General features: G+C 64.0%; 28 protein-coding genes. 17 read left to right on the forward strand and 11 right to left on the reverse strand.

Features of this window, described 5'->3' with window-relative positions; genetic code table 11:
* The first annotated feature begins 127 nt into the window (after positions 1–127).
* Positions 128–958, forward strand: coding sequence for an alpha/beta fold hydrolase (locus tag XI09_RS16340; protein WP_271567728.1), 831 nt, complete (start codon positions 128–130; stop codon positions 956–958).
* Positions 959–1,235: 277 nt separating this feature from the next.
* On the forward strand, positions 1,236–1,550 hold the full coding sequence (locus XI09_RS16345) for a c-type cytochrome (protein ID WP_027545890.1): 315 nt from the start codon (positions 1,236–1,238) through the stop codon (positions 1,548–1,550).
* Positions 1,551–1,744: 194 nt separating this feature from the next.
* Here XI09_RS16345 and XI09_RS16350 read toward each other — a convergent pair whose 3' ends face one another.
* Positions 1,745–2,086, reverse strand: coding sequence for a phasin (locus XI09_RS16350; RefSeq protein WP_271567729.1), 342 nt, complete (start codon positions 2,084–2,086; stop codon positions 1,745–1,747).
* 140 nt (positions 2,087–2,226) lie between these two features.
* Entirely contained in the window at positions 2,227–2,412 is a 186-nt protein-coding gene (locus tag XI09_RS16355) for a hypothetical protein (RefSeq protein ID WP_007601490.1), read from the reverse strand.
* A gap of 769 nt (positions 2,413–3,181) precedes the next feature.
* Here XI09_RS16355 and XI09_RS16360 point away from each other — a divergent pair.
* Positions 3,182–3,538: a hypothetical protein gene (locus tag XI09_RS16360; protein ID WP_027545886.1), complete on the forward strand. Its 357-nt coding sequence runs from the start codon at positions 3,182–3,184 to the stop codon at positions 3,536–3,538.
* Between the two features lie 46 nt (positions 3,539–3,584).
* Here XI09_RS16360 and XI09_RS16365 read toward each other — a convergent pair whose 3' ends face one another.
* A complete protein-coding gene (locus tag XI09_RS16365; protein WP_271567730.1) occupies positions 3,585–4,160 on the reverse strand; it encodes a hypothetical protein in 576 nt (191 codons plus the stop codon).
* A 46-nt stretch (positions 4,161–4,206) separates the two neighbouring features.
* Positions 4,207–4,728 carry a GcrA family cell cycle regulator gene (locus XI09_RS16370; RefSeq protein ID WP_271567731.1) on the reverse strand — a complete coding sequence of 174 codons (522 nt, stop codon included), beginning with the start codon at positions 4,726–4,728 and terminating at the stop codon, positions 4,207–4,209.
* A gap of 166 nt (positions 4,729–4,894) precedes the next feature.
* Between XI09_RS16370 and XI09_RS16375 the strand changes: the two genes are divergently transcribed.
* Positions 4,895–5,503: a S24 family peptidase gene (locus XI09_RS16375; RefSeq protein ID WP_027545883.1), complete on the forward strand. Its 609-nt coding sequence runs from the start codon at positions 4,895–4,897 to the stop codon at positions 5,501–5,503.
* Positions 5,504–5,604: 101 nt separating this feature from the next.
* A complete protein-coding gene (locus tag XI09_RS16380; protein ID WP_271567732.1) occupies positions 5,605–5,880 on the forward strand; it encodes a hypothetical protein in 276 nt (91 codons plus the stop codon).
* Positions 5,881–5,919: 39 nt separating this feature from the next.
* Here the strand turns inward: XI09_RS16380 and XI09_RS16385 are convergent, their stop codons facing one another.
* Positions 5,920–6,894, reverse strand: a complete 975-nt coding sequence (locus tag XI09_RS16385; protein ID WP_271567733.1) for a quinone oxidoreductase family protein — start codon at positions 6,892–6,894, stop codon at positions 5,920–5,922.
* A 223-nt stretch (positions 6,895–7,117) separates the two neighbouring features.
* Between XI09_RS16385 and XI09_RS16390 the strand changes: the two genes are divergently transcribed.
* From XI09_RS16390 to XI09_RS16400, 3 genes are all read left to right on the forward strand, one after another.
* Positions 7,118–7,318: a hypothetical protein gene (locus XI09_RS16390; RefSeq protein ID WP_027545881.1), complete on the forward strand. Its 201-nt coding sequence runs from the start codon at positions 7,118–7,120 to the stop codon at positions 7,316–7,318.
* Between the two features lie 147 nt (positions 7,319–7,465).
* Complete coding sequence (locus XI09_RS16395; RefSeq protein WP_271567734.1) at positions 7,466–8,413, forward strand: AAA family ATPase; 948 nt, start codon at positions 7,466–7,468, stop codon at positions 8,411–8,413.
* 5 nt (positions 8,414–8,418) lie between these two features.
* Positions 8,419–9,795, forward strand: a complete 1,377-nt coding sequence (locus tag XI09_RS16400; RefSeq protein ID WP_271567735.1) for a vWA domain-containing protein — start codon at positions 8,419–8,421, stop codon at positions 9,793–9,795.
* Between the two features lie 26 nt (positions 9,796–9,821).
* Here XI09_RS16400 and XI09_RS16405 read toward each other — a convergent pair whose 3' ends face one another.
* On the reverse strand, positions 9,822–10,004 hold the full coding sequence (locus XI09_RS16405) for a hypothetical protein (protein ID WP_271567736.1): 183 nt from the start codon (positions 10,002–10,004) through the stop codon (positions 9,822–9,824).
* A gap of 350 nt (positions 10,005–10,354) precedes the next feature.
* On the opposite strand from XI09_RS16405, the gene XI09_RS16410 reads away from it, so the two are divergent.
* Positions 10,355–10,576, forward strand: coding sequence for a hypothetical protein (locus XI09_RS16410; RefSeq protein WP_038966715.1), 222 nt, complete (start codon positions 10,355–10,357; stop codon positions 10,574–10,576).
* A 6-nt stretch (positions 10,577–10,582) separates the two neighbouring features.
* On the opposite strand, the gene XI09_RS16415 is transcribed toward XI09_RS16410, so the two are convergent.
* Genes XI09_RS16415 through XI09_RS16425 form a run of 3 tightly spaced genes read right to left on the reverse strand, consistent with a single transcriptional unit; the run spans position 10,583 to position 14,530 of the window.
* Positions 10,583–11,974 (reverse strand): NCS2 family permease, encoded by a 1,392-nt coding sequence (locus tag XI09_RS16415; RefSeq protein WP_271567737.1) that lies wholly within the window; start codon positions 11,972–11,974, stop codon positions 10,583–10,585.
* A gap of 13 nt (positions 11,975–11,987) precedes the next feature.
* Positions 11,988–13,853 (reverse strand): adenine deaminase, encoded by a 1,866-nt coding sequence (locus tag XI09_RS16420; protein WP_271567738.1) that lies wholly within the window; start codon positions 13,851–13,853, stop codon positions 11,988–11,990.
* 8 nt (positions 13,854–13,861) lie between these two features.
* Positions 13,862–14,530: a TetR/AcrR family transcriptional regulator gene (locus XI09_RS16425; protein ID WP_271567739.1), complete on the reverse strand. Its 669-nt coding sequence runs from the start codon at positions 14,528–14,530 to the stop codon at positions 13,862–13,864.
* A 231-nt stretch (positions 14,531–14,761) separates the two neighbouring features.
* On the opposite strand from XI09_RS16425, the gene XI09_RS16430 reads away from it, so the two are divergent.
* Complete coding sequence (locus XI09_RS16430; protein ID WP_271567740.1) at positions 14,762–15,775, forward strand: formamidase; 1,014 nt, start codon at positions 14,762–14,764, stop codon at positions 15,773–15,775.
* Between the two features lie 85 nt (positions 15,776–15,860).
* Entirely contained in the window at positions 15,861–17,180 is a 1,320-nt protein-coding gene (locus XI09_RS16435) for a dicarboxylate/amino acid:cation symporter (RefSeq protein WP_271567741.1), read from the forward strand.
* Between the two features lie 9 nt (positions 17,181–17,189).
* Here the strand turns inward: XI09_RS16435 and XI09_RS16440 are convergent, their stop codons facing one another.
* Complete coding sequence (locus tag XI09_RS16440) at positions 17,190–18,563, reverse strand: hypothetical protein (protein WP_271567742.1); 1,374 nt, start codon at positions 18,561–18,563, stop codon at positions 17,190–17,192.
* A 126-nt stretch (positions 18,564–18,689) separates the two neighbouring features.
* Complete coding sequence (locus tag XI09_RS16445) at positions 18,690–19,949, reverse strand: allantoate amidohydrolase (RefSeq protein ID WP_271567749.1); 1,260 nt, start codon at positions 19,947–19,949, stop codon at positions 18,690–18,692.
* A gap of 409 nt (positions 19,950–20,358) precedes the next feature.
* On the opposite strand from XI09_RS16445, the gene XI09_RS16450 reads away from it, so the two are divergent.
* From XI09_RS16450 to XI09_RS16475, 6 genes are all read left to right on the forward strand, one after another.
* Positions 20,359–21,471, forward strand: a complete 1,113-nt coding sequence (locus XI09_RS16450; protein ID WP_271567743.1) for a BMP family ABC transporter substrate-binding protein — start codon at positions 20,359–20,361, stop codon at positions 21,469–21,471.
* A complete protein-coding gene (locus XI09_RS16455; RefSeq protein ID WP_271567744.1) occupies positions 21,468–22,580 on the forward strand; it encodes an ABC transporter permease in 1,113 nt (370 codons plus the stop codon). Before XI09_RS16450 ends, XI09_RS16455 begins: the two co-directional genes overlap by 4 nt.
* Complete coding sequence (locus tag XI09_RS16460) at positions 22,580–23,506, forward strand: ABC transporter permease (protein WP_011088891.1); 927 nt, start codon at positions 22,580–22,582, stop codon at positions 23,504–23,506. The genes XI09_RS16455 and XI09_RS16460 overlap by 1 nt, the downstream gene beginning before the upstream one ends.
* A 10-nt stretch (positions 23,507–23,516) precedes the next feature.
* Complete coding sequence (biuH, locus tag XI09_RS16465; protein ID WP_271567745.1) at positions 23,517–24,200, forward strand: biuret amidohydrolase; 684 nt, start codon at positions 23,517–23,519, stop codon at positions 24,198–24,200.
* Positions 24,197–25,729, forward strand: a complete 1,533-nt coding sequence (locus XI09_RS16470; RefSeq protein ID WP_271567746.1) for an ABC transporter ATP-binding protein — start codon at positions 24,197–24,199, stop codon at positions 25,727–25,729. Before biuH ends, XI09_RS16470 begins: the two co-directional genes overlap by 4 nt.
* Before the next feature lie 70 nt (positions 25,730–25,799).
* Entirely contained in the window at positions 25,800–26,285 is a 486-nt protein-coding gene (locus XI09_RS16475; protein ID WP_271567747.1) for a nucleoside deaminase, read from the forward strand.
* The last annotated feature ends 90 nt before the right edge of the window (positions 26,286–26,375 follow it).

Consider the following 26,375-nt stretch of genomic DNA (forward strand, 5'->3'; position numbering starts at 1 on the left):
CGGCATGCGGCCCTTTTGCGGCCTTGCTCACAGACTTGCCTAAATTTAATCCCGTAAACTGCTCACGATCGCTCGATCCGGGGGCTTCCAATGACCATTTTCAGTCGAAAGTGATTGGGACGGAACCATGAAGAGGGTGTTTGCAATTCTGGCGTTTCTTTGCGTCCTCGGCGTCGGCGAATATTTCGTCGTCAGCCGGTTCGCGATCCGCCATGAGGTTTGGACCCTGTTCGATGCCTCGCGCCAGCGGCCAATCTCGGTCGAAATCGCGGTGCGGCGCGATTTCGAGACCAAGGCCAATCTCGGTCTCTGGAAGCTGCCGCTCGCCATCATCAGCAACGGCAATACCGTCAAGGCCACCGAGTATTCCTTCCTCGCCAACGCGCTCGCGGCGCGCGGCTATCTCGTCGCCAGCATCCAGCAGGACCTGCCCAGCGATCCGCCGCTAATGACCCATGTCGGCCAGCAATATGTCGGCCGGCGTGAAGTCTATATCCGCTGCGAGGCCAATATCCTCTTCACCCTGGGCGAACTGAAGAGGCGGCAGGAGAACGCCGACTACGACCACATCACCCTCGTCGGTCATTCCAACGGCGGCGACGTGTCCATGTATGTCGCCCATCAACACCCGGAGCTGGTGTCGAAAGTGATCACACTCGACAATCTTCGGGTGCCTTTCGTGCTCAGCGACAACATGAAGATCCTGTCGTTCCGCTCGAAGGATCCGCATTTCCTGACCGACCCGGGCGTGCTGCCGACGCCGGATGAGGCCAAGGCGCGTGGCATCGACATCGTCCACACCGGTGCGCAGCACATCGAGATGAGCGATCGCGGACCCGACGCGGTCAAGGAGAAGATCCAGGCGACGCTCGACCGCTTCCTGCGCGACAGCGCCAGCAGCGCGCTCGCGCCGGCCGAAACGAAAAGTCCGATGATCATGAACCCCGGCGACTACTAGCCGGGGACGCCTTGCGGCAGATCAAGGCGGCTCCGGGCCGGCCACGATAGACAGGGTCTCACAATCTCGGAGAGGCACGTGTCGCACTACATCGAAAGCCTTGATACGAAACGGCTGGGCCTGCCCGCGACAAGGACGCCAGGATTCGTGCGGCATCTCTATCGTTCGGTCCGCAGGCTGCTGCGGTCGATCATCGCCCGCATCGATCTCTCCCAATTTCCGGGATCGTGCTGCGGATGAGCACGGTGGTCGCAAGCGAACGCATGAGGGGTGCCCGATGCACCAGCATTTGAGACGAATTTGCCTGCTGCTTGCCGTGGCCTCGAGTTCCTCATCCGCTCTCGCCGCCGATGCCGGTCACGGTGCCGACCTGGCCAAGCGCTGGTGCGCAAGTTGCCATGTCGTGGCCAATGGCCAGGCGGAAGCCAGTGCCGACGTCCCTTCCTTCGCATCCGTTGCGCGCCGGCCGGACTTCAGTCCGGAGAAGCTCGCCTTCTTCCTGCTCGACCCGCATCCGAAGATGCCGAGCTTTCCCTTGAGCCGGACCGAGGCCGGCGACATCGCGGCCTATATCGGGTCGCTGCGTCCATAGGGCGCCGGCCGATCGCGACACTTGTCACAAAATGCAAATCCCTGCCGGAGGACCGACAGGGATCAGCAGAAAGGATGATGGACGGCGAATGAGAAACCATTCGGTGGCCCATCATGGACCTGCACCAGCATCGAAATCCGGATCTCAATGCTGCGCAAGATCAATTTGTAGGCACGCGGCGGACAGACCGGGAATCAGGATTTGCCCTTGCCCGGCTGCATGAGACTGCCGGTCATCTGGCGCATGTGGTCTCCGGCGCTGGTGAACTGGCTGCGCAGAAAGTCGGACTGGATTCGCATCGCTTCCTGAAGGTCGGTGGCATGAACGAGCTTGCGCGCATGCTCGAACGCCGACTTCATGTTCTGCTCGGTGAAAGCGAGCGCCTGCTTCGACACTTCCGTCCCTGCTCCCGGAACGGATGACATCGATTTGGTGGCGGCATCGAAAAACATGCCGAATGCCTTTTCCGCCTGGTCGATCGTCTTCTCGGCCAAGTCGCGCAGTTCGGCCGGAACTTCGAGCTTCGGTTCGCTCATGGTCACACTCCTCCCTTTTTCTTAGCTGAATACCACACTTGCCGGACCGCATTCCAGCGGCGAACCTGGGGGCAAACCTCCCCCGGCGGTCCGGCTTGGGCAGGAAAACGAAGGAAAAGGCGTAAGACGTGCGGCCCGGCTCAGGACAGGGGGTGTTCGGGAAGGGCTTCTTCGGTGGCGAGGTCTTCAACGAGCTTGATGACCTCGAAACGCTGGCGAGGCGCGAGCTTCAAAAAAGCGCGGAGCAGGCGCAGGCTTTCGACCGTGCCGCTCGCAGGCGCGCCGAGCTTGAGGTGCAGTTCAGCCGCGAAATTGAGGTTCTTCATCTCGCACCTATGACAAGCATCGGTCTTCCTGATCGTCCCACTCGAGAGCCGAACACCATAAGCGGGGTGCCATGGCGAGGACGAACTTTCGGCTGGGCCCCCCGGCGGGTTAGCACACCCGGCTCAACCGAACAGGTTGTACTTATGCCAAGAAACAACCCTTCCGGCAAGCCCGACCAACAGCTTAGCGATGCTTCGTCCGCATCGCACCACCGCAATTCCGGATAACAGGAATATGGACCGCCGTCACCCACCTGCGTCAAGAAGCGGCATCAGTCACGCATGCGGCCCTGGTTGCTGTCAATCGGCACAGCATTTCGCCTTGTTTCCGGTATGAATGGGCATTGACGCAGGCGACCTAACGCTTCTTCAGCGAATACACGTAATTGTTGAGTCCCACCTCGGCGGTTGTATCGTCGACGAAATGAACGTCGATCTCGCAGCCGGTCTCCAAAGTCCTGATCGGGGCGCCCGCGAAGCCGAGGCGGCAAGCGCCTTGGGATCGGCCTTCTTGTCGGCACGTTGCATCTCGTCGAAGGCGCCCTGGAAGATCAGGTCGGGGCCGTGATCCGTCACCTTGTACTGCGGCCTGGCGCAGGCAAAGGGGCGAGGTCCCGAGATTTCCCTTCGCCTTCAGGACGACTGCCGCCGATGAACCGTTGTTCAAGATCGGACGACCAAGCGTTGCGATACGGCCACGCAGATCACGGGCGCCATGGCTGACGGACTCAACCGATTCGGGCGCGCGTCAGCACCAAAGGACGACGGCATGCTTTCTCGCTGCGATCTCATCAAGGGCGCCGCGGTTGCGCTTTTCACCCTCTCGATACAAGGCGCATGGGCGCAGGAGACCAAGATGAATCTGTTCAAGATCGTCACCATCAAGGATGAAATCGTCGTCGGACTGTCGGCGGAGGAGCTTCAGGCGCTCGGCGGCAATGACGCGAGCGCGGTTGCGCACGCGCTGGCGCAGAAGGGTGACCTCACCGTCTGGCAATACAACGTGCATCGCGGCCCGAACGGCGAATTGCAGCAGGCGCCGACCGCCAGGATCGGGCTTTTGGCCAACGCCTCGCTCCGTGTCGAGCCCTACACGACGCCTTACCAGATTGTACCGCATCCGTAGGCAGCAGACCGGCACGCCGGCGGCCGAGACCGCCGGCGTGCCGCAATCATCTGCGCTGGTCTGCACGCTGCGTCCCCGCCTCCGTCGCAAAGCCGTAGATCAGTGCCAGCCGGTCCAGGCATTCGCGAAACCGCCGCGCAAAATAGTCGTTCCAGCGCTGCGTACGGACGGCGCGACGCTGCCCGATCTGATCCATGGTCAGCCCCAGCACCAGCACGTCGTGCACCAGCGCGGCGCCGTCGGTGCCGAGCTCGCGCTCGACCCGGTTCAGCCGCAGCACCGCCTTGCGCTGGCTCTCGGTGACGGGCTCGCGCGTGCGGGCGCCATCGACATATTCGCGGGTTGGGTCCATCGCCTGAGGGCCCCGCTCCGCCCGCTCCCAATCGTTCTGGAAGGCGCGCCCGCCGCGGTATTGTGCCTCGTCGATCTGGTGGTGCGAGTGCAGGCGGCCGAGGGGATCGCTGCGGATCGACCGGATCGCCATGATCTTCTCGCCGGGATCGAGTGCCAGCGGATTGTCGATCTCGACCTCCGCCACGTCCGCATTGAATGGCACCTCGCGCGACCGCCGGTCGTAGATCTGTGCCAATTTGTAGGATCTGTTGCGTCGGACACGTCCCACTCGGATACTCCTTGCAAGATTGACGATTGAACGGGCGAGCGCACTTTCAGGCGGCGGAGACCAGCCTCAGCACGACGGGACCCGCGACACGGGCGGATGCAGCCCCGGAGCGGCGCGTCAGGCGCGCATGCGGCGCGCAATAGCTGGAGGCCGGCTGGCACGGGTGGCCGCAGAAGGCGATCTCCTCCCCGTCCTTGTCACCGCCATAGGGGTAGCGGCAGTCGGCCGGCGCAAGATCGACCAGCTGGACGAGGCGCGGCTGGACGCCGACACAGCGCAACTTGACCCGCGCGGGCTTCAGTGCAGACTTCGGCGGCAGATTTAACGCCGGCCGGCGCGGCGAAAGGTGACCGGCCTCGCCCGGCAGCGACGGCACGATCGACGGGCTCGTCACCCGTTCCGGCGCAACGAGCCCGAGCCGCTTGGCGCGGCCGGCCACTGCGCTGCGCGTGTAAGCCGTTCCAAACCTTGCGTTAATCCGTCTTCCGATCTCCGCATAAGATATTCCCTTGAGAAAATAGTCGCGAAGCGCGTCGGAGTGCTCCGACGGCCAATGCCCCGGTTCCATGCTGCTGTCCTGTGATGCACCTCCTCCGATCGCGCGACCGGGAGGCGAAACACACATTCCGGTATTCCGAAGCGAGAGTCAAGCCGTATTTCTGATATTCATAATTGTATCAATTCCGAATTTCGGATTACAAGAGGCAAGACGATGGGCAATCGAGGGAATCACCATGTTGGACGTTGCAATGATCGAGCGGGGCCTGGAGAAGACAGGCAAAAGCAAGGGGGGCCTGGCGGCAGCGATGGGCGTGCGCCCAGGCGCAGTCTCGGAGATTCTTGGTGGCGAGCGCCTGGTGAAGGCCTCGGAGATCATTCCGATCATGGAATATCTCGAGCTCAATCTCGCGCCGATCATGGGTCGCGTGGGTGCCGGCGCCGTGATTGAGCCGGACTATGAGCAGGTTCCTCCGGAGGGTCTCGGCGACATCGCGCTGCCCTTCCCCATCATGGAAGAGACGATTGCATTCGAGATCGTGGGCGATTCGATGCTGCCCAAATACGAGAGCGGTGACGTGATCGTGGTCTACAAGGACCAGCGTCATCCGCTGTCGAGCTTCTACGGCGAAGAGGCCGTGGTCCGGCTCAAGACCGGCGAACGCTATTTGAAGACCATCGAGCGGGGCAAATCCCCTTCCGTCGTCAATCTCACCAGCTTCAACGCCAAGCCGATCGTCGGCGTCAAGCTCGACTGGGTCGGCGAGATCTGCCTCTCCATGCCCAAGGGTCAGCTCGAACGGCTGCGCGCCAAGTCGGCGCGCCCCCGCAAGAAGGGCAAATAGGCCGCCGATTTCCGATTTTTGGAAATCGGACTTGACTTAATTCTGTTTTTCGGAAATACTCTGCCGCGCTCCCGACCGTGGGGGCGCGGCAGGATCGTCTCATGCAGTATTTCGTCGTGATGATCGACTACGGGCGGCGCGGCCGCGAGGCTGTCGTCGATCCTGAAATCACGAGGCGCGAGGTCATCTTGCGCGTTGCCTCGGGTGAATACCAGAACATCTCGTTCATCCACGAGATCGCGGAGAGCTCGGTCGAGGACGTCACCGAGGCCATCCTGGCCGAGGCCGCCCTTCCCCACGTTCCGCCTGAAGATGTCGACCTCCAGGCGATCCGCCTCGATCACGTCCGCGACCTGCGCAAGCACGAACGAACGTGACGCAGGCCCGGGCGGTCTGCGTCAGCGTCCGGCAGAACGTCACACCAGGAGCACGGTCGATCCCGTCGTCTTGCGCGCGGCGAGGTCGGCATGCGCCTTGGCCGCGTCCTTCAGCGGATAGGTCTGGTGCACCTCGATCTTGACCGCGCCGGACTTGACGACGTCGAACAGCTCGCCCGCCATCGCCACCAGGCTCTCGCGCTTGGCGGCATAGGTAAACAGCGTCGGACGGGTGACGTAGAGCGAGCCCTTCTGGGCGAGCAGGCCGAGATTGAGTGGCTCGACCGCGCCGGAGGATTGGCCGAACAGCACAGCGACGCCGAGCGGCGCGAGGCAGTCCAGCGATTTCAGGAACGTGTCCTTGCCGACGGAGTCGTAGACCACCGGCACCTTCTTGCCGCCGGTGATCTCGTCGACGCGCTTCACGAAATCCTCGCGCGTGTAGATGACGACATGGTCGCAGCCATGCGCCTTGGCCAGCTTTGCCTTCTCGTCGTTGCTCACGGTGCCGATCACGGTCGCGCCGAGATGCTTGGCCCATTGGCTCAGGATCAGGCCAACACCACCAGCCGCGGCATGGAGCAGGATCGTGTCGCCCGCCTTCACCCGATAGGTCTGCCGGATCAGATATTGCGTCGTCAGCCCCTTCAGCATCATCGCCGCCGCCGTCTTGTCGTCGACGCCGTCAGGCAGCTTCAGCAGACGGTCGGCGGGGATCAGCCGCGCCTCGGAATAGGCGCCAAGCGGCGAGGCGCCATAGGCGACGCGATCGCCCGGCTTCAGATCGGTGACACCTGGCCCGATCTCCTCGACGATGCCCGCAGCCTCGCTGCCGAGCCCGCTCGGCAGCTGCGCCGGATAAAGACCCGAACGGTTGTAGATGTCGACGAAGTTGAGACCGACGGCGGTGTGGCGGATGCGCGCCTCGCCCGGTCCGGGCTTGCCGACACTGACCTCCTCCCAGACCAGGACTTCCGGCCCGCCGGTCTTGTGAAAGCGAATGGCATGCGTCATGGGGTTGCTCCCTTATCGTTGCAGTGAAGGTCCGAGAACCGGATCGGCCTGTGAAATAGGCATTTGATCTGCCCGTTACAGTACAGGGACGTAACAAGAATGTCACAGCGAACGACAAATGCCCGCCGTTCCGCCTCTGTTCGAAAGAGTTGATGACGGCCTTGCGGCAACCGGCAGTAGGTTTTGCGCGGGGTTTGGTGGTCGCCTGCGAAGGAGAACCGAGATGCCGGCTTATGTACAGCATCATCAGGATGTCGAGATCGCGCCTGTGAATTGCCCCACCTGCATGGGGTTCCTGCCGATGTATGTGCGCGAGGTCGAACCGCATTGGAGTCTTGCCAAGATCGACTTCGTCTATGAATGCGCCGATTGCGGCGCCGAGGTCCGGCAGACGATCCGGAAGCCGGAGCTGCTGCGGCACTGACCGCGCGATCAGCAAACCGCTCAAGTATTTGCGTTAAACGGAAAAAACGCCGTTCACGCGGGTCTGATGTCTCCCAAACGAGGCTTGTTCTTTGCCTGGAACGCAGGCAGAACAAGCCTCAAGCAAGACCTTTGGGAGCGCCCATTCGTGGCTGAACAGAAGCCCTCGACCGCGATCGAGGCAGTGGAGAGCGGCCTCGCCGCGCAGGGTTATATCGCGAGCCGGCAGATCGCGACCGCCGTCTATTTGTCGCAGCAGATCGAGAAGCCGATCCTGGTCGAGGGCCCTGCGGGCGTCGGCAAGACCGAGCTTGCCAAGGCGATCGCCGCCTGGCGCGGCATGAAGATGATTCGCCTGCAATGCTACGAGGGCCTCGACGAGGCCAAGGCGCTCTATGAGTGGAAATACGCCAAGCAGCTTCTCTATACGCAGATCCTCAAGGACAAGCTCGGCGAGGTGCTCGGCGGCGCGCAGACGCTGCACGCTGCGCTCGATCAGCTCCACGATTTCGGCGACGTGTTCTTCTCCAAGGAGTTCGTCGAGCCGCGGCCGTTGCTCCAGGCGCTGGAGCAGCCGGGCGGCTGCGTGCTGCTGATCGACGAGATCGACAAGTCGGATGCCGAATTCGAATCGCTGCTGCTGGAAATCCTCTCGGACTTCCAGGTCACGATCCCCGAACTCGGCACCGTCTCCGCCATCACACCGCCGACGGTGATCCTCACCTCCAACAGCGAGCGCGACCTGGGCGATGCCCTGAAGCGGCGCTGCCTGCATCTGCATATCGGCTTCCCCGAGCAGCGGCTGGAAGAGCGCATCGTCGAGAGCCGCGTGCCCGGCATCTCGCAGACGCTGCGCCGGCAGATGGTCGGATTCATCCACGAGATCCGCTCGCTGGATTTGAAGAAGCTGCCGTCGGTCAGCGAGACCATCGACTGGGCGCGCGTGCTGGTGCTGCTTCAGGCTTCCGAACTCGGCACCGAGATCGTCAAGGACACGCTCAACGTGCTCCTGAAATACGAGGCCGATATCGAGGCGGCCCAGCCCCAGATCACGACCTTCATTGCCAAGGCAGCACGATCCAACGTCTTCGGTTGACGCCGATGCGCGAGAACATCCATCGTTTCTTTCGGGCAGCACGTGGTGCGGGCGTACACGTCTCGCCCGCCGAAAGCATCGATGCGATGCGCGCGGTTGCGCAGGTCGGCTTTTCAGACCGGACCATCCTGCGCGACACCCTGCTTCTGACGCTCGCCAAATCGCAGGACGAGAAACTCGCGCTCGGCGACTGCTTTGACCTGTTCTTCAGCCAGCCGCAGCCGCGGCAGGAGCAGCCTGAGGGCGCTGACGAGGATGCGTCGCTGGATACGGATCAAACGCCCTCTTCCGGCGCGGCCAGTGATGCGGGCGGCGGCTCGCCGCAAGAGGAACTAGGCCCGCTCGCGCAGATGCTGCTGTCGCAGGATCGCAATGCGACCGCGGCCGCGATCGCCAGCGCGGCCGGCGCCGCGTCCCTGTCCGACATCCGCTATTCCACGCAGCGCGGCATCTTCTCCAGCCGCATCCTCGACGCCATGGGCCTTCAGCGCCTGCGCGACGACCTCGACCAGCTGACTGCAACCAATCCCGCGCTGGCCGAGCGCCTGCGCGCCGCGCTCGACGCTTTGCGCGAAGCGGTCCGCGACACCGTCTCCCAGGGGCTCGCGCTCTATGCCCGCGAAGAGGCCGAGAACCTGCGCAACGAGATCCTGCGCAATGCGCCACTTGCGCGCATCGAGCGGCGCCAGGTCGCCGAGATGCGCGCCCTCATCCGCCAGATCGCGCGCCGCCTGCGCGAGCGCTATTCCAAGCCACGCAAGCGCCAGCGCCGCGGGCATCTCGACGTCCGCCGCACGCTGCGCCGCAATGCGGCCTGGGGCGGTGTGCCCTTCCTCACGGCGTGGAAGCGCAAGCACCGCGACCGGCCGAAAATCGTCGCGCTCTGCGATGTCTCCGGCTCGGTCGCGCAGGTCTCCGATTTCTTCCTGCTCCTGATCCACTCGCTGCACGAGGTGGTCGACGACGTCCGCTCCTTCGCCTTCTCCTCGCACCTGATCGAGGTCAGCGACATCCTGGAATCGAAATCGCCGGAAGAAGCGATGGCCGAGATCATGTCCAAAGTCGGCTTCGGCTCATCCGACTACGGCTCGTCGCTGGTCGATTTCGAGAAGGATTTCATGAGCGCGCTGACGCCGCAGACGACGGTGATCGTGCTCGGCGACGCCCGCAGCAACAATCTCGATCCGCGCGCCGACATTCTGCGCCGGATCTCCGAGCGCTCGAAGCGGCTGGTCTGGCTCAATCCCGAGGGCCGGCTCGCCTGGGGCTTTGGCGATTCCGAGATGCCGCGCTATGCGACCTTTTGCAGCGTGGTGCGCCAATGCGCCACCGCACAGCAGCTCGAGCGCGCAGTGTCCGATATCGTGGCGACTTATCAGTAGACGGCGATCACGTCCGTCGTCTGGCCTCAGGCGGCAGCCAATTCAGCCCGGACGGGGTTGCACTCCCGAAAGTGGTACGCAATTTCGTCGAGCGCGCGCTGCTCCCATTCCTGGGCCTGCGCGAGCCAGAACACCCGGCGCTCCGAATCCAGCGCGGCGCGCTCCCGGCACAGGAATTCCTGACTGCGAATTTCCACCAGCCTGTTCATGCACTCACACTCCTGTCGTGTGAAGCCAATCCCCTGCGAATCAACGTAGCAGAGTCCCGCACTCCCTCGCCTCACGATTTGTGTGCATATCGCGACGCAGAATGGGACAGCAATACTTCCCGTGCACTGCGGTAGCTCCGCGCGATCAAGAGCCAATCATCAATTAGTGATCGCAGATCGGGACGATATTCGTGCGCGAACGATCTTAACTCTTGTGGCGCAACGAAGTGCGGCAATTCGTGAAGAGAAGTTCTAAACCGCCCACCGAATTCCCGACTCATTGTCGTCGCATGGTCTTCATGCAGCGCCGTTAACAGAGGCGCGCGAACGGTACGATCGCTTGAGGCAACATGAGCAATGATTTCGACTTCGATCTTTCACCCGACCAGTGGGAAGCGCTGAAGGCGCTTCGCAACCCGGTGTCGAACGGTCGCCTCGCGAAGGCATATGTCGTCGAAAGCCTCGTCAAGCTCGGCCTCGTCGTCGTCGATGACGGCGCGCCCGCAATGACACCGGCCGGCCGCAAGGCGCTGGTGCGCGGATCGTGCAAATTGCTGGATCTCGCGGCGTAGCGCCCGTCAAAAGATCTGGGCGATCACGATCGCGTAAGCGATGAACACGACGCCGAGCCCCCACACCATCGCCGGAATCTGCGACCGCCGGCCGACAGCCACTTCCAGGGCGATGTAGCTCAGCGTGCCCAGGGCCATTCCGTTGATGAGGTTGTTGGTCAGCACGGTAACGAGCAGCGTCAGCACGATCGGAACCGCATTGACGAGATCGGTCATGTCGATACGGGCAAGCCCCTGCATCATCAACACACCGACCAGCACCAGCGCGGGCGCAGTCGCTTGTGGCGGGATGATGACGAAGATCGGCCAGAAGAACAGCGCGAGAAAGAAGAGTCCCGCAACGGTCAGCGAAGTCAGTCCCGTGCGGCCACCAGCCTGCACGCCGGTGATGGACTCGATGTACGCCGTGACGACGGAAGTGCCGAGCAGCGGGCCGACGATGGATGCCGTCGCATCGGTTGCAAACGCGGCGGTGGCGTTCGGGATCGAGCCATCGGGCTTGCGCAAATTGGCGGCGCCCGTCACGCCGATCAGCGTGCCAAGCGTCGAGAAGAATTCGGCACACAGGAAATAGAACAGCAGCGGCAGCGCCACCACGAAATGGCTGAAGAGATAGCCGATGTCGAGCGCCATGAAGGTGCTGGTCGGCCAGCGGGGCCATGACATGATCGCCGAAGGCACCGACGTCACCATCTTGCCATTGCCGCCGGGAACGAAGAAGCCGATCAGGGTGAGTACGGCGATCGACAGGATCAGCGCCGCCGGCACCCGGCGCGCCACCAGCACCGGCGTGAGCAGGAGGCCGAACAGCGTCAGCAGCACCGGCGGGCTGCGCAGCGATCCCATCGCGATGTAGGTCGACGGGTTCTGGACCACGAAGCCGGCGCCGCGCAGCGCAATGAAGACGATGAGCGTGCCGACGGCCGCTTGAATGCCGATCTTCAGTGCTTCCGGAACGTCCTTCGCGACTTTCTCGCGCAGCTTCGACAGGCTGAGGATCAGGAATAGAACGCCGGTGAAAGCGACCATGGCGAGCGCGCCCTGCCAGGGCATGCCCATCTGCTTGACGATGACATAGGTGAAGATGACGTTCGATCCCATCGCCGGCGCAACCGCGAGCGGCAGATTGGCCCACAGCCCCATCATCACCGAGCCGACAATCGCGGCGAGTGCCGTGGCGCTGACCAGATCGGCACGATCCATTCCCGCGTTGGACATGATGGCCGGGTTCACGGCGATGATATAGGCCATCGCCGCGAACGTCGTCGCGCCGGCCATCACCTCGCGGCCGACGCTCGTGCCACGCTCGGTGAGGCCGAAGATGCGATCGAGCGCTCCAGCAGCTGCGCGCGGCGCCGGCTCCGTGGAGGCGGCCTGCGGCTTCGTCATCTCGTTCATCCCAATCCTCCCCCTACCAGACCACCGGGTGTGCTTCGCCGGTCTGCACGTTGATGAAGCCGAGCGGCGCCTGTTCACACGGCGCCACCAGCACCCAGCTCCAGGGCGCGCAGGTCAGCGTCGCGAACATCAGCCGCTCGGGGAATCCCGGATACCAGCGTGGCCGGTAGGTCGGCTCATACATCCAGTCGACCTTGCGCCCCTCCGCGTAGAGCGCCTGCATCTCGGCATCGAGCGCTTGCGCCGAGCGGCAGCTCATCAGCCCGCCGACCTCGAAGCGCACGGTTGCAACGAGCTCGCCCTCGCGCACCAGCGCCCATCCGCCCTGAAGTTCGATCAGCGCGTTCACCGCCTTGGCCATTGCCGCGTCGGACGAGCCGACCACCCAGATATTGTGCTTGTCGTGCGCCACCGAGCAGGCAACTGCCGTCTCCGGCGTGCGCGGTCCGCAACCGCGCCAGAACATCTTTGCGATGCGCCCGTCGCCCGAAAAGCGGTCGACGATCGCAAATTTGGTGATGGCCTCGCTCTCATCGCGCTGCACGGCACCGTCACGCACCGGCAGTTCAAGCGTGTAGAATTCGGGATGCCAATGGAAGGGACGGATCACGGCCGCCTGCATCGTGGTGCGGCCGGGCTCGGCCCGCAGCTCGAAATCCTGAGGCTTGATCGAGCGCTTGATGTTGACCGTCTTCGTTGCCCAGTCCGGCCAGAGGATCTCGGGCACCTGGCCGACGTAGCGCTTGCCTTCGGAGATCTGGACGCCATCGGCCCACACTTCGGCGATCGTGAGTTTGGCAACATCCGAAAGCAGCACCACATCGCCGAAGCGCCCTGGAGCCAGACTGCCGACGAACGGCGTGAGGCGCATGTGCCGCGCCGGATTGATGGTGAGACACTGGATGGCGATTTCCGGCGCAAGGCCGGCCTCGATCGCAACCCGCGCATTATGGTCGCTGGCGCCGAGCTCGAGCGTGTGGCTGGCACTGCGGTCATCCGTCGTGAACGCGATCTGCGACCAGTCCTGAAGGCCCTTCGCGAGCAGCCATTTGACGATCTCGTCCATCGCGTAGACACGCAGCTCGATGAACAGACCGCGCGTGAGCTTGTCCCAGGTTTCCTCCGGAGTCTGCACTTCGTGGTCGGAGGCGAGCCCGGCCGCGGCAAAGGCGTTGATGGAGGGCAGATCCCGCAAGCCAGAGGCATGGCCTTCGACGACGCCGCGCGCCGCGAATGTCGCCTCGATCATGCCCCAGAGCCGCTTGTAGGACGGATTGTCGGGATTCCAGACCGCTGGCCAGTCCATGACCTCGTCGAGCCCGGTCACCATCAGGCTCTCGCCCATGAAGCGCGCCTGCTCATCGCGGCCATACCAGCCGCCGCCCCATTCATAGGCCGTGGGTGGCACCGCCGAGCCGGGCTGCGGAAAGATCTTGAGCGGCGAGCCGCGGCGACGCGCTTCGAACCAGAACTCGAGATTGCGCGCCCCGTTGACGTTGGAGAACTCGTGGCTTGCCTCGCAGGTCCAGGTATTGCCATGCGGCAGCACCAGCGCGGCCTCCCATTCCGGCGTCAGATGCGAGCTTTCGATATGCTTGTGCACCTCGCCGAAACCGGGCACGGCGGCAAGATCCGGCCGGTGCACCCGCTCGCGGACCTCGCCGGGATAGCTGCCGGCGGGTCCGACCCAGGCGATGCGCCGGCCCTTGAAGACGATCTCCTGATCCTCGCTCCAGGTGCGGCTATGCACATCGAGCAACTTGCCGACCCGCAAGGAGCGATCGGCCGGGCGGCGGCCGAGCGCCGTCAGCACCAGGTCCTGGCGAATGCGAACCTCGTCGGGCGCATTGATCAGAAGATCGTCGGGTATCGCATTCATGACCTGCCTCACTCTACGCCGGTACGTTCGCGGATCGTGGTTCGCTTCCGCGGAGATTTTCCGGCCTTGCCGCCGCGCGCCGCGGCGGCATCGCGCTGCCGGACGTCCTTCAGGAGGGTCGTGAGCGCCCACTCGATGGCATCGGCGATCTCGCTGCTGGTCATGCCGAAATCCTCGCGCATCGCATTCCAGGCCAGCACGTTGTTGAGATAGGACGCGAGCGCCTCCGCCTGACGGACCTCCTTCGCGGGGAGATGCTGCACCAGCGGCGCCATCGCCTTGCGATGCTGGTCGATCAGGTGCCGCCGGAAGCCAGCGCGCACCCGGCGGCCGGCCCGCGTCATCGCAATGGCGCGCGCCAGATGCGGATGGCGGTCGAAGCGCTTGCACAGCTTGCGGAAAATCTCCGGCAGCTCGTCGGGCGAGGTGAAGGGAATGTAGCTGAAGACGTTGTCCTCGATCCACTCGCCGGCCGCAGCAAACAGTTCCGCGCGGGTCTTGAAGTGCCGATAGATAGTTCGTTCAGCCACCTTCGCGCGCTTGGCCACCGCGGCCATGGAAATGTCGTCGGCCGCCTCGTCCTCCAGCGTCTCGACAAAAGCCGCAACGATGCGCTGCCGCGTCATCTCGGCATATTCGTCACGAAGATTGGCGATATGTCGCTTTGCTGTATTCATGTCAGAAGTCTGACATCAGGCGATTTGGAGGGTCAAGCCGATACTTGAGGCACGCCGCGCCGCAACAATGGGCGTCGTAGCGCTCTGGAGACCGCGGGGACCCACGCGAGCACGACTTTCGGCCGCCGCCTGAAAAATGGACTTTTGCGCGTCGTCAAAATCGGATTTGCTCTTCGACGAAACGATTGTGCGCAACGGCGCGGCGCTCTGGTTCCAGCAAGGGAGCTGATCATGAACGGGCTTGGCGGGCTGAACAAATCACCTGAGGGCGTGGTCATCGGGCTGGTGCAGCTGCAACTGCCGAACGTCGTCACTCGGGCCGATCTGGCAAGGCAGACCGAGCGTATCGTCTGGATGGTCGGCAAGGCGCGCCGCAACCTTTCCACCATGGATCTGGTGGTTTTCCCCGAATACTCGCTGCACGGCCTCTCGATGGATACCAATCCCGAGATCATGTGCCGGCTCGACGGGCCCGAAGTCGCGGCCTTCAAAAATGCCTGCGTCGACAACGGGATCTGGGGCTGCTTCTCCATCATGGAGTTCAACCCGCACGGCAATCCCTACAACTCCGGCCTGATCATCGACGATCACGGCGAGATCAAGCTGTACTACCGCAAGCTCCATCCCTGGATTCCGGTCGAGCCGTGGGAGCCTGGCGACATCGGCATTCCCGTGATCGAGGGGCCGAAAGGCGCCAAGATCGCACTGATCATCTGCCACGACGGCATGTTCCCGGAGATGGCACGGGAATGCGCCTACAAGGGCGCGGAGATCATGATCCGCACCGCTGGCTACACCGCACCGATCCGCGATGCCTGGCGCTTCACCAACCAGGCCAATTCGTTCCAGAATCTGATGGTGACGGCAAATGTCTGCATGTGCGGCAGCGATGGCTCGTTCGATTCCATGGGCGAAGGCATGATCGTCAATTTCGACGGCACGGTGCTGGCGCACGGCACCACCGGTCGCGCCGACGAGATCATCACCGCCGAGGTGCGGCCCGACCTCGTGCGCGAGGCGCGGATCAATTGGGGCGTCGAGAACAACATCTACCAGCTCTGGCACCGCGGCTATGTCGCGGTGAAAGGCGGCGCGATGGACTGCCCCTATACCTTCATGCAGGACATGGTCGCCGGCACCTTCCGCCTGCCGTGGGAAGATCAGGTCAAGGTCACCGACGGCACTTCCTGTGGCTTCGCGGCACCGACGCGGATGTTCGGCAAGACGGCGAAGGCGGCGGAATAGGGCCGTTTTCGGCTCCGACCGCGACATTCTGGCACGGTAGTTGCTCCTTTTGACGTCCAAGACGCGTCAAATTGGGGAGTCCACCATGTCGACCATTGCTGCGGTCCCGGCCGCCGAGCGCAAACCACTTTACGCCTCACTGTTCGTCCAGGTCCTGGCCGCGCTGGCCCTTGGCGTCATCCTGGGGATGGCGGTCCCGGACTTCGCCATCGGGCTCAAGATCCTCAGCGACGCCTTCCTCAAGCTGATCTCGATGATCGTGGCGCCGATCGTGTTCTGCGTCGTCGTCCACGGCATTGCCGGCGCCGGCGACCTCAAGAAGGTCGGCCGGGTCGGCGTCAAGGCGCTGGTCTATTTCGAGGTCATGACGACCGTCGCACTCGTGGTCGGCCTGCTGCTCGCCTACCTCTTCGGCCCCGGCCACGGCATGAACATCGATCCCTCGACGCTCGACGCCAAGGCGCTCAACACCTACGCCGACAACGCCCACAAGCTGTCCGGCGGCGGCATCGGCGCCTTTCTGATGAACGTGATCCCGACCACCTCCTTCGATGCGCTGTCGCGCAACGACGTACTTCAGGTGCTGTTCTTCGCGGTGCTGTTCGGCGTCGGCCTTGCGCTCGTCGGCGGCGAGAAGGGCGCGCTCGTCACCTCCATCATCGACGCAGCCTCCACCGTGCTGTTCCGCGTCATGGGACTTATCGTCCGTGTCGCTCCACTTGGCGTGCTCGGCGCAGTCGCCTACACCGTCGGCAAATACGGCGTCGGCTCGCTGAAGCAGCTCGTCTCGCTGGTGATGCTGTTCTACGTCTCGGTCGGCATCTTCGTGCTCGGCGTGCTCGGGGGCGTGATGGCACTTGCCGGAATCAACATCCTCAAATTCCTCGCCTACCTGCGCGAGGAGCTCACCATCGTGCTCGCGACGGCGTCCTCGGACGCGGTGCTGCCGCAGATCATGAAGAAGCTGGAGCGGATGGGCGTGAAGGATTCCGTCGTCGGCCTCGTGATTCCGACCGGCTATTCCTTCAACCTCGACGCCTTCTCGATCTACCTCACACTCGCCGTCGTGTTCATCGCGCAAGCGACCAATACGCCGCTGTCCTTCGGCGATCTCCTCTTGGTGCTCGGCGTTTCGCTGATCACCTCAAAAGGCGCACACGGCGTGCCGGGCTCGGCCATCGTGATCCTGGCCGCGACGCTCAATGCGGTGCCGAGCATTCCGGCGATCGGCCTCGTGCTGGTGCTCTCGGTCGACTGGTTCATCGGCATGGCCCGCGCGCTCGGCAACCTCGTCGGCAACTGCGTTGCGACGGTCGTGGTGGCAGCCTGGGAAGGTGACCTCGACCGCGCCAAGGCGGCCAAGGTTCTCGAGGGCGGCGAGATGGTGGACGTGACGGCGGGCTAGCGCCGCTGATCAGTCATTCCACTGGAGGAGCGGCGTTCCATACGCCCTCCTCCAAACGGACAGGAAGCGCGGAAACCAGGAGTGAGCGACGGCGCCCTTGTAAGCCCAGGTGCGATATTTCAGACCATGTTCCGAGATCAGTTCCTGATAACCGCCATGGACCTCGGTCGCAGTCCGGATGTCCTTCAATATTCCCTGGGCGCAGGCCCGATAGGTATCGCCTCCCGAGAATTCATCATAGTCCAGCATGCGATCGGCAAATTCGACGTTGAACGTCGGCCAGGACGAACGCCCCTGGTAGGCGGGAGCCGCGATCTTGTGGATCATCTTGTTCCGGGGATTATCCGCGGACACCAGGAAATGAAACGTGCTGGGGATGCGGAAACGCGGTTCGGCAATGATCAGATCCGTCGTGGCCGCAAACAGCGCGCGCTCGCTGGCCTCGCTCATATCCCAAAATCCGCGATGCACGCCGACGAAGTCCAGGGCGACCGATGACACCGGCGAGCTCGCCGGACCATCCAGAGAGTGCCTGATATAGCCGCCCTTGCCGAACAGGCGGAGCAGGTCCTTCTTGTATTGCGCGAGGTCGCGCCCGAGCAGCCGCTTCAGCTCGTTCTCGTCGACGACCCCGAGCTGCACGCCCCACACGAACGTCGTGTAGACGCAGGCGTTGGTGACGAAACGCCTGCGTTCGGCACGCGTGTCCGTCGCCGCGGAACGCGGCGCACGGGCGTCGCAGAGCAAATACCTGACACCGTCGTCGTCGAACGGCTCCAGCTCGCTCGCGAGCTGAAGGGTCGCGCGCTTCAGGTCGCCGCCGTATTCGGCCAGCAGCAAGCGGCCGGCATGCGCGCATTGTGACATCGCCAGATAGGACGACGCTCTCTCCTCGGCAGAGATCATCTGCCGGAGACCGGCGAGAATGCCGAGCAGCGTGTCCGACGGGCGCGAGAAATAGTTCACGCCGAGATACCGCGCGCGTCCCGCCGGAACGATGGTCGTCGTGACGACGTTGGCCCGAACCGCCTCCAGCAGAAGATGGACACTCTTTTCGAGCAGACGCGCCCGCCGCACCGCGTCCTGCGCATCCATGATGGTCTCGGGGTCGAGGACGTCAGGATAGAACCAGGCGAAGTCGCGCGGATAATAGGCCGATGCGTGCGGCGCTCCCGTGACGAGAAAGGACTCGGTCACCGAGAAGGCACTGTCCATCGAGTGCCGGTAGAGGTCCTCGATGGCGGACAACGAATGATGCGATTTTCTCAGGAAACGATCACCGAGGAAATTGACCGCCTGAAGGGCGTTGGCGACGAAGGTCGCGGCGACGCCTTGGTAAAACCGGTTTGCGCGATCTGATGACAAGGAGGTATCGCTGTTCATATGCGTCAATCGGCTAATATCTCGTGATCCCGGTGATGCGGCCACCATCCCAAGCCTGCCTGATTCGTATCTCTATCCGATGACTTGCCGGCACCTGACCGGGGGGCATCTTCGATCCGCGCCGGCCTATCCCTCCCGCGGCCTGAAATTCTCGATCACCCTGAGCAGCACCCGGGCGCCGGCGTCGGCGTCGACGAGCTCGACATGCTCGTCCGGGTGATGGCTGACGCCGCCGCGGCAGCGGACGAATATCATGCCGACATCGGCGATGTCGATCATGGCCATGCCGTCATGCCCAGCCCCGCTCGGCAGCTCGAACACGGAAACGCCTTCCGCGGCGATCGCCTGCGCGATCTGATCCTTCAGCCAGGGCGCGCAGGGTGCGGTGCGGTTCTCGTGGGTGACATCGAGCTGGAGCGCCAACTGCCGGCGCTTGGCAATCGCCTCGATCTGTCTGACGACGTCGGCGACCGCACGCTTGCGATGCATGTCGGTCGGCGCGCGCATGTCGATCGTGAAGGACACCTCGCCCGGAATGACGTTGGTCGCGCCGGGCCTCGCCTGGATGTAGCCGACGGTGCCGACCAGGCCGCCCTCGTCGGTCCGGCAGAACTGCTCGATCGCGCCGATGCATTCGGCAGCTCCAGTGAGCGCGTCACGGCGCAGCGCCATCGGCACGGTGCCGGCGTGACCGGCCATGCCGTTCAGCCGTGCGGCCAGCCGTGTCGCGCCCGCAATCGCGGTGACCACGCCGACGGGCAGGTTCTGGGCTTCCAGCACCGGACCCTGCTCGATGTGCAATTCGAGATAGGCGAGCAGCTCGCGCCGGGCTCGCGCGGCCGCGCCGATATGATCGGGATCGAGCCCAAACTTGACCAGCGCATCGCGCATCGACACGCCATCGCGATCGCGCGTGTTGAGAACGCTCTCGTCAATCGTGCCGGCCACCGCGCGGCTGCCGAGCAGCGTTGAGGCGAAACGTACCCCCTCCTCGTCGGCAAAGCCGATGACCTCGATCGCGAACGGCAGTCGCTTGCCGCGGCGATTGAGATCGGCGACGCAGGCGATGGCCGTGATCACACCCAGCGGCCCATCCCATTTGCCGGCGTCGCGCACGGTGTCGTAGTGCGAGCCGAGCATCAGGCAAGGCGCGCCCGGCCGCTCACCCTCATAGCGGCCGCAGACATTGCCGATCGCATCAAGATGCGCGCTCATGCCGGCCTCGCGCATCCAGCCGAGGATGAGATCCGCAGCCGCGCGCAGCTCCTTGCTGAGATAGATGCGGGTGAGCTTGTCGGCCTCTTCGGAAATCGCACCGAGCTCGTTGATGCGGCGAACGATCTCCTTGCCGAGCGATGCATCTTGAACGGCAGTAGCAGCACCCATCTCGGTCGAGCTTTCCATCTTCTGGGACCGCAGCGGCGGCAGTCCTGGCGACAATCGATACAAGTTCGGTGCCAGCAAAACCACGCGGCCGGCGCCGTCCCGATCAGCGCGTGGTTAGCATGAATGCGCCTTGCCGGCAGACCGCCCGACGCCGGTCATACACATGCGAACGCTGGTTGAGACTGCTCAACTCCACTGCATACAATCAAACAATATTGCCTGTAAATTAATCTGCCATTTTCCCCAGCAGGAATCTCGAAAGAGCTATATCCATTATTTTTCAAATACTTGTATCTGCATGCACGCTTCGTGGCCTCTGGCACAAAGCTTGCGACAACTTATCCCGGCCCCGCCAAACCGGCGGTGGCCGCGAGATCAAGGCGGGGCATCCGCCGAAGGGGAGCAAGCAATGGATTTTGGCAAGATTTCACGACGTCATTTGTTGCAGGGCGGCGCGGCCCTCACCCTCGGCGCGGCGGCGGGCGCCCGCCCGGCCTTCGCGGCCGACACCACCATCGGCTTCATCTATGTCGGCTCGCGCGACGACTACGGCTACAACCAGGCGCATGCGCAGGGCGCGGCAGCGTTGAAGAAGATTCCCGGCCTCAAGGTCGTCGAGGAAGAGAAGGTGCCGGAGACCGACGCGGTCGAGAAGACGATCGAGTCCATGATCAATCTCGACGGCGCCACCCTGCTCTTCCCGACCTCGTTCGGCTATTACAATCCACACATGATCAAGATGGCCAACAAGTACCCGAAGCTGCGCTTCGAGCACTGCGGCGGCCTCTGGACCGACAAGGACCCGAAGAACGCCGGCAGCTATTTCGGCTATATCGACGAAGCCCAGTACATCTCCGGCATCGTCGCCGGCTACACCTCCAAGAGCGGCAAGCTCGGCTTCGTCGCGGCAAAACCAATCCCGCAGGTGCTGCGCAACATCAACGCCTTCACCCTCGGCGCCAGGCTCGCCAACCCGAAGGCCACCACGCAGGTGATCTTCACCGGTGACTGGTCGATGCCGGTCAAGGAAGCCGAAGCCACCAACAGCCTGATCGACCAGGGCGTGGACGTGCTCACCTGCCACGTCGACGGGCCGAAGACGATGGTCGAGAACGCGGCGCGCCGCGGCGCCTTCGTCTGCGGCTATCACACCAACCAGTCGCCGCTTGCGCCGAAGGCGTATCTCACCGGCGCCGAGTGGAACTGGGAAGCGCTCTATCCGAAGTTCGTCAAGATGATCGCCGCCGGCGAGAGCATCCCGAACTTCTTTCGCGGCGGCCTCAAGGAAGAGATCGTCAAGACCTCGCCCTATGGCGAAGCCGTCTCCGCCGAGGCGCGCAAGCATGCCGACGACATCAAGGCCAAGTTCTTGTCGGCCGATGGGTACACGATCTTCAAGGGAGGGCTCGTCGACAACAAGGGCAAGACGGTGATCCCTGCCGGCACCGATCGCGGCCAGAAGGATCCCGAACTGGAGAAGATGGACTACCTCGTCGAAGGCGTGATCGGAGCGACTTCGTGACCACGGAAGCGGCGGATTCTGCCGAGGCGGCCGGGACAATTGCCCCGGCCGCCGACCCCGGCTTTCTCCAACGCCACGGCGGCACGATCGAATATGTCCTGATCCCCGGCGCGGCGCTCGCCGGCGCGCTGGTGGTCTTCGGCATCTTCGTCGCGATGTTCGGCAAGAACCCGCTCGACCTCTATTTCTACATGTACTACGGCGCCTTCGGCACCTGGTTCTCCTGGCAGAACACGCTGACGCGTGCTGCGCCGCTGATCCTCACCGCGCTCTGCACCGCGCTGCCCGCACAGCTCGGCATGGTCATCATCGGCGGCGAAGGCGCGCTGCTGATCGGCGCGCTGTCCGCGACGAGTGCTGCGCTCGCACTCCAAGGCATGCCGCCGCTCGTCGTGCAGGTCGCCATGGTCATCGCCGGCGTGATCGGCGGCGGATTGTGGATCATGCTATCCGGTGCGCTGCGGCAGTATCGCGGCGTCAACGAGACCATCTCGAGCCTGCTGCTCGTCTATATCGCGCTCGCGATCCTCAACCATCTCGTCGAGGGGCTGATGCGCGATCCCGCCAGCCTCAACAAGCCCTCGACCCGCGAGATCGGCGCCGCCAACATGATCGGCAGCATTCCCGGCACCGACGTGCATTGGGGTCTCGTCTTCGGCCTGATCGCCGCGATCGCCGCCTACATCCTGATCTATCACACCGTATTCGGCTTCGCCGCGCGGGTCGCCGGCGGCAACATCCGTGCCGCGAAGATCGTCGGCCTCGGCGTCAGCAAGCTGATCCTGACCGTTTGCTTCCTCGCCGGCGGTGCAGCAGGCCTTGCCGGCATGGTCGAGGTCGCGGCCGTGCAGGGGCGCTCCAACGCCAATCTCGCGGCTGGCTATGGCTTCACCGGCATTCTCGTCGCGTTCCTGGCGCGGCAAAATCCGCTCGCCATCATCCCCGTCGCGATCCTGCTCGGCGGCATCAGCGCCAGCGGCGGCCTGTTGCAGCGCCGCCTGGGGTTGCCCGACGCGTCCGTGCTGGTGCTCCAGGGCATCATCTTCGTCTTCGTGCTGGCCAGCGATGCGCTCTACGGCCGCATCGGATTCTTGAAGGGAAGATCCTGATGGCAGACGGATCGATCGGACTGTGGACCGTCCCGCTCGCCGTGCTCGGCGGCGCCATTCGCGTCTCCACCCCGTTCCTGTTCGTGAGTCTCGGCGAATGCATCACTGAGCGCTCGGGCCGCATCAATCTCGGCCTCGAAGGCACGCTTGTGATGGGCGCAATGAGTGCCTACGGCATCTCCTATCTCTCGGGATCACCATGGTTGGGTGTGCTCGCCGCCGGCATCACCGGCGCGCTGCTGGGCGCACTGCACGCCGGCATCTGCTCGCTGCCGCGCGTCAACGACGTCGCGGTCGGCATCGCCTTGATGCTGTTCGGAACCGGGCTTGCCTTCTATCTCGGCAAGCCGCTGATCGAGCCCACCGCACCGCGGTTGCCCGCGATCGATTTCGGCTGGTGGAGCGACATCCCGCAGGTCCGCGCGGCGCTACGCGTCAATGTCCTCTTCCTGATCGGCGTCGCGCTTGCGCCGATCCTGTATTGGGCCTTCCGCACCACACGCTGGGGCCTTCTCATTCGCACCGCCGGCGAAAGCTCGGATGCCGCACGCGCCATGGGCCATTCCGTGCTGCTGATCCGCTTGCGCGCCACCATGGTCGGCGGTTTCCTCGCCGGCATCGGCGGCTCGTTCCTGTCGCTGTTCTATCCCGGCAGCTGGAACGAGGGCCTGTCCTCCGGACAGGGCATCACGGCCGTCGCGCTCGTCATCTTCGCGCGTTGGGATCCCCTGCTCTGTCTGTGGGCCTCGCTCGCCTTCGGCGGCGCTGCGGCGCTGGGGCCGGCGCTGCAATCGGTCGGCGTCACCTCCGGCTATCACCTCTTCAACGCCGCGCCCTACATCCTGACGCTGGCGATCATGATCATCACCTGCTCGCCGAAACGCACGCTGACCGGAGCCCCGGCCGAATTGTCGATCACCCGCTAGAGAGCGAGTCATGCCCGAGCGCTACATCAAGTCCGAGCCCTACGCCTGGCCCTACAACGGTGACCTCCGCCCCGAGAACACGGCGCTGATCATCATCGACATGCAGACCGATTTCTGCGGCGTCGGCGGCTACGTCGACAAGATGGGCTATGACCTCTCGCTGACGCGGGCACCGATCGAGCCGATCAAGAAGCTGCTTGCGGCGATGCGCGCTCAGGGCTTTCACATCATCCATACCCGCGAGGGCCATCGCCCCGATCTCTCCGACCTTCCCGCCAACAAGCGCTGGCGCTCGCGCCAGATCGGCGCCGGCATCGGCGATCCCGGCCCCTGCGGCCGCATCCTCGTGCGCGGCGAGCCCGGCTGGGACATCATCGAGGAGCTTAGCCCCCTGCCGGGCGAGCCTGTGATCGACAAACCCGGCAAGGGCTCGTTCTGCGCCACCGATCTGGAGCTGATCCTGCGCGTGCGCGGTATCGAGAACATCGTTCTCACAGGCATCACCACCGACGTCTGCGTCCACACCACCATGCGCGAGGCCAACGACCGCGGCTTCGAATGCGTGCTGCTGCACGATTGCTGCGGCGCCACGGACAAGAGCAATCACGATCATGCGCTGAAGATGATCAAGATGCAGGGCGGCGTGTTCGGTGCGGTCTCGACGTCGGATGCTTTCATCGGAGCGATTTCGTGATCATCGGCGAAACGCCTCCGCCCTCAGGCGCGTTCGGCGTCGACGCCATCGCCATGACCATGCGCTTCGGCGATTTCCTGGCGCTCGACAATGTCGAGCTGAAGGTGCGGCCGGGGTCATTCCATGCGCTGCTCGGCGAGAACGGCGCCGGAAAATCGACGCTCGTCAAATGCATCATGGGCTACTACCACGCAACCGAGGGCGACATCATCGTCGGCGGCCGCGAGCAGGCGATCGCCAACCCGAAGGACGCTCACGCCCTCGGCCTCGGCATGGTCTACCAGCACTTCACGCTGGTGCCGGCCATGACGGTCGCCGAAAACCTCGTTCTGGCACGCGACAATGTGCCGGCCGTGGTGGACTGGTCGAAGGAGATGAAGGAGCTCGAGGCCTTCCTGGCGCGAATGCCCTTCAAGGTCCCGCTCTCTGCAAAAGTCTCCGACATCTCGGCCGGCGAACGGCAGAAATGCGAGATCCTGAAACAGCTCTATCTGAAGCGCCACTTCCTGATCCTGGACGAGCCCACCTCGGTGCTGACGCCGGCGGAAGCCGACGAGGTGCTCGGCATGCTCCGCGACATGGTCGTCAAGGGCGAGCTGACGATCCTGATGATCACGCACAAATTCCGCGAGGTCATGGCCTTCGCCGACGAGGTCACGATCCTGCGCCGCGGCAAGCTCGCCGGAGCCGGCAAGGTCGCTGAGCTCACGCCGGACGCGATGGCGCGCACCATGATCGGTGCCGAGGAACTGACCGTGCAGCCGCCACGCACCGGCGAAGCCGGCCAGGCGCGGCTGGAACTGGAAAAAATTCGCGCGCTTGACGACGCCGGCGCCATTGCGGTCCATGACGTTTCCCTGACCGTGCGCGCCGGCGAGATCGTCGGCATCGCCGGCGTCTCCGGCAACGGCCAGCGCCAGCTCGTCGAGGTGCTGGCAGGCCAGCGCGAGGCCGAGAGCGGCGAGATCCGTGTCGCCGGCGATCCCTATCACGCCAGCCGCGAGGAGATGCGGCGCCACAAGATGTCGCTGCTGCCCGAGGAGCCGCTGAAGAACGCCTGTGTCGGCGGCATGAGCGTCGCCGACAACATCGCCTTCCGCGAGTTCGACCGTGCGCCGTTCGCCAGCGGTGGCTGGTGGCTCAATCGCAGCGCCTTCCGCGACGATGCCAGGAAGAAGATCGGGCAGTACAAGATCAAGACCCGCACGCCCGATACGCCGATCTCGGCGCTCTCGGGCGGCAACGTCCAGCGCGCCGTGCTCGCCCGCGAGCTCGGCGGCGACGTCGAGGTCCTGATTGCCGCCAATCCCTGCTTCGGCCTCGACTTCGCGGCGGTGGCGCAGATCCACGCGGAGATTATGGCGGCGCGCAACCGCGGCGCGGCTGTGCTGCTCGTCAGCGAAGACCTCGATGAACTGCTCGAACTGTCCGATCGCCTCGTGGTAATGTTCCACGGCGAGTTCGTGTATGAAGCACGGACCAGCGAGGCCGATCTCACCGTGGTCGGCCGGCACATGGCGGGACACTGACTAATCGTTTGAGCATGATCTTTTCGGAAAACCGCTGCACACTTTTCCGGATCATGCTCCAGGAGGACCGATGGACGGCGCAGGCGAACGCGACGAGCACTTTCTGCGTCTGTCCTTTGCGGTCGCCCGCCGTTCCCTCACCCATGGCAACCATCCCTTCGGCTGCATCGTCGTCGATGCGGACGGCAAGGTGCTGATCGAAACCGAGAACGGCTACATGCCTGATAGCGACGGCACTGCGCATGCCGAGCGCCTGGCGGCAACACAGGCCTGCCGCACGCTCAGCCGGGAAGTGCTGGCAAAGGCCACGCTCTACTCCTCGGCGGAACCGTGTGCGATGTGCGCCGGGGCGATCTACTGGGCCGGCATCGGCCGCGTCGTCTACGGCCTCAGCGAGCACCGCCTGCGCGGCGTTACCGGCAACCATCCGGAGAACCCGACCCTCGACCTGCCCTGCCGCGCGGTGTTTGCCAGCGGCCAGCGACCGACGGAGGTCGTCGGGCCGCTGCTGGAGGACGAGGCCGAAGCGCTGCACGACGGCGTGTGGACGACGTAGGCGCCACCACAAACTCGGAAGCGTAGGGTGGGCAAAGCGAAGCGTGCCCACCAATACCAATCGTCGGGAGAGATGGTGGGCACGGCGCGT

It is taken from the genome of Bradyrhizobium sp. CCBAU 11386 (genome assembly GCF_028128955.1).
Lineage (GTDB): Bacteria > Pseudomonadota > Alphaproteobacteria > Rhizobiales > Xanthobacteraceae > Bradyrhizobium.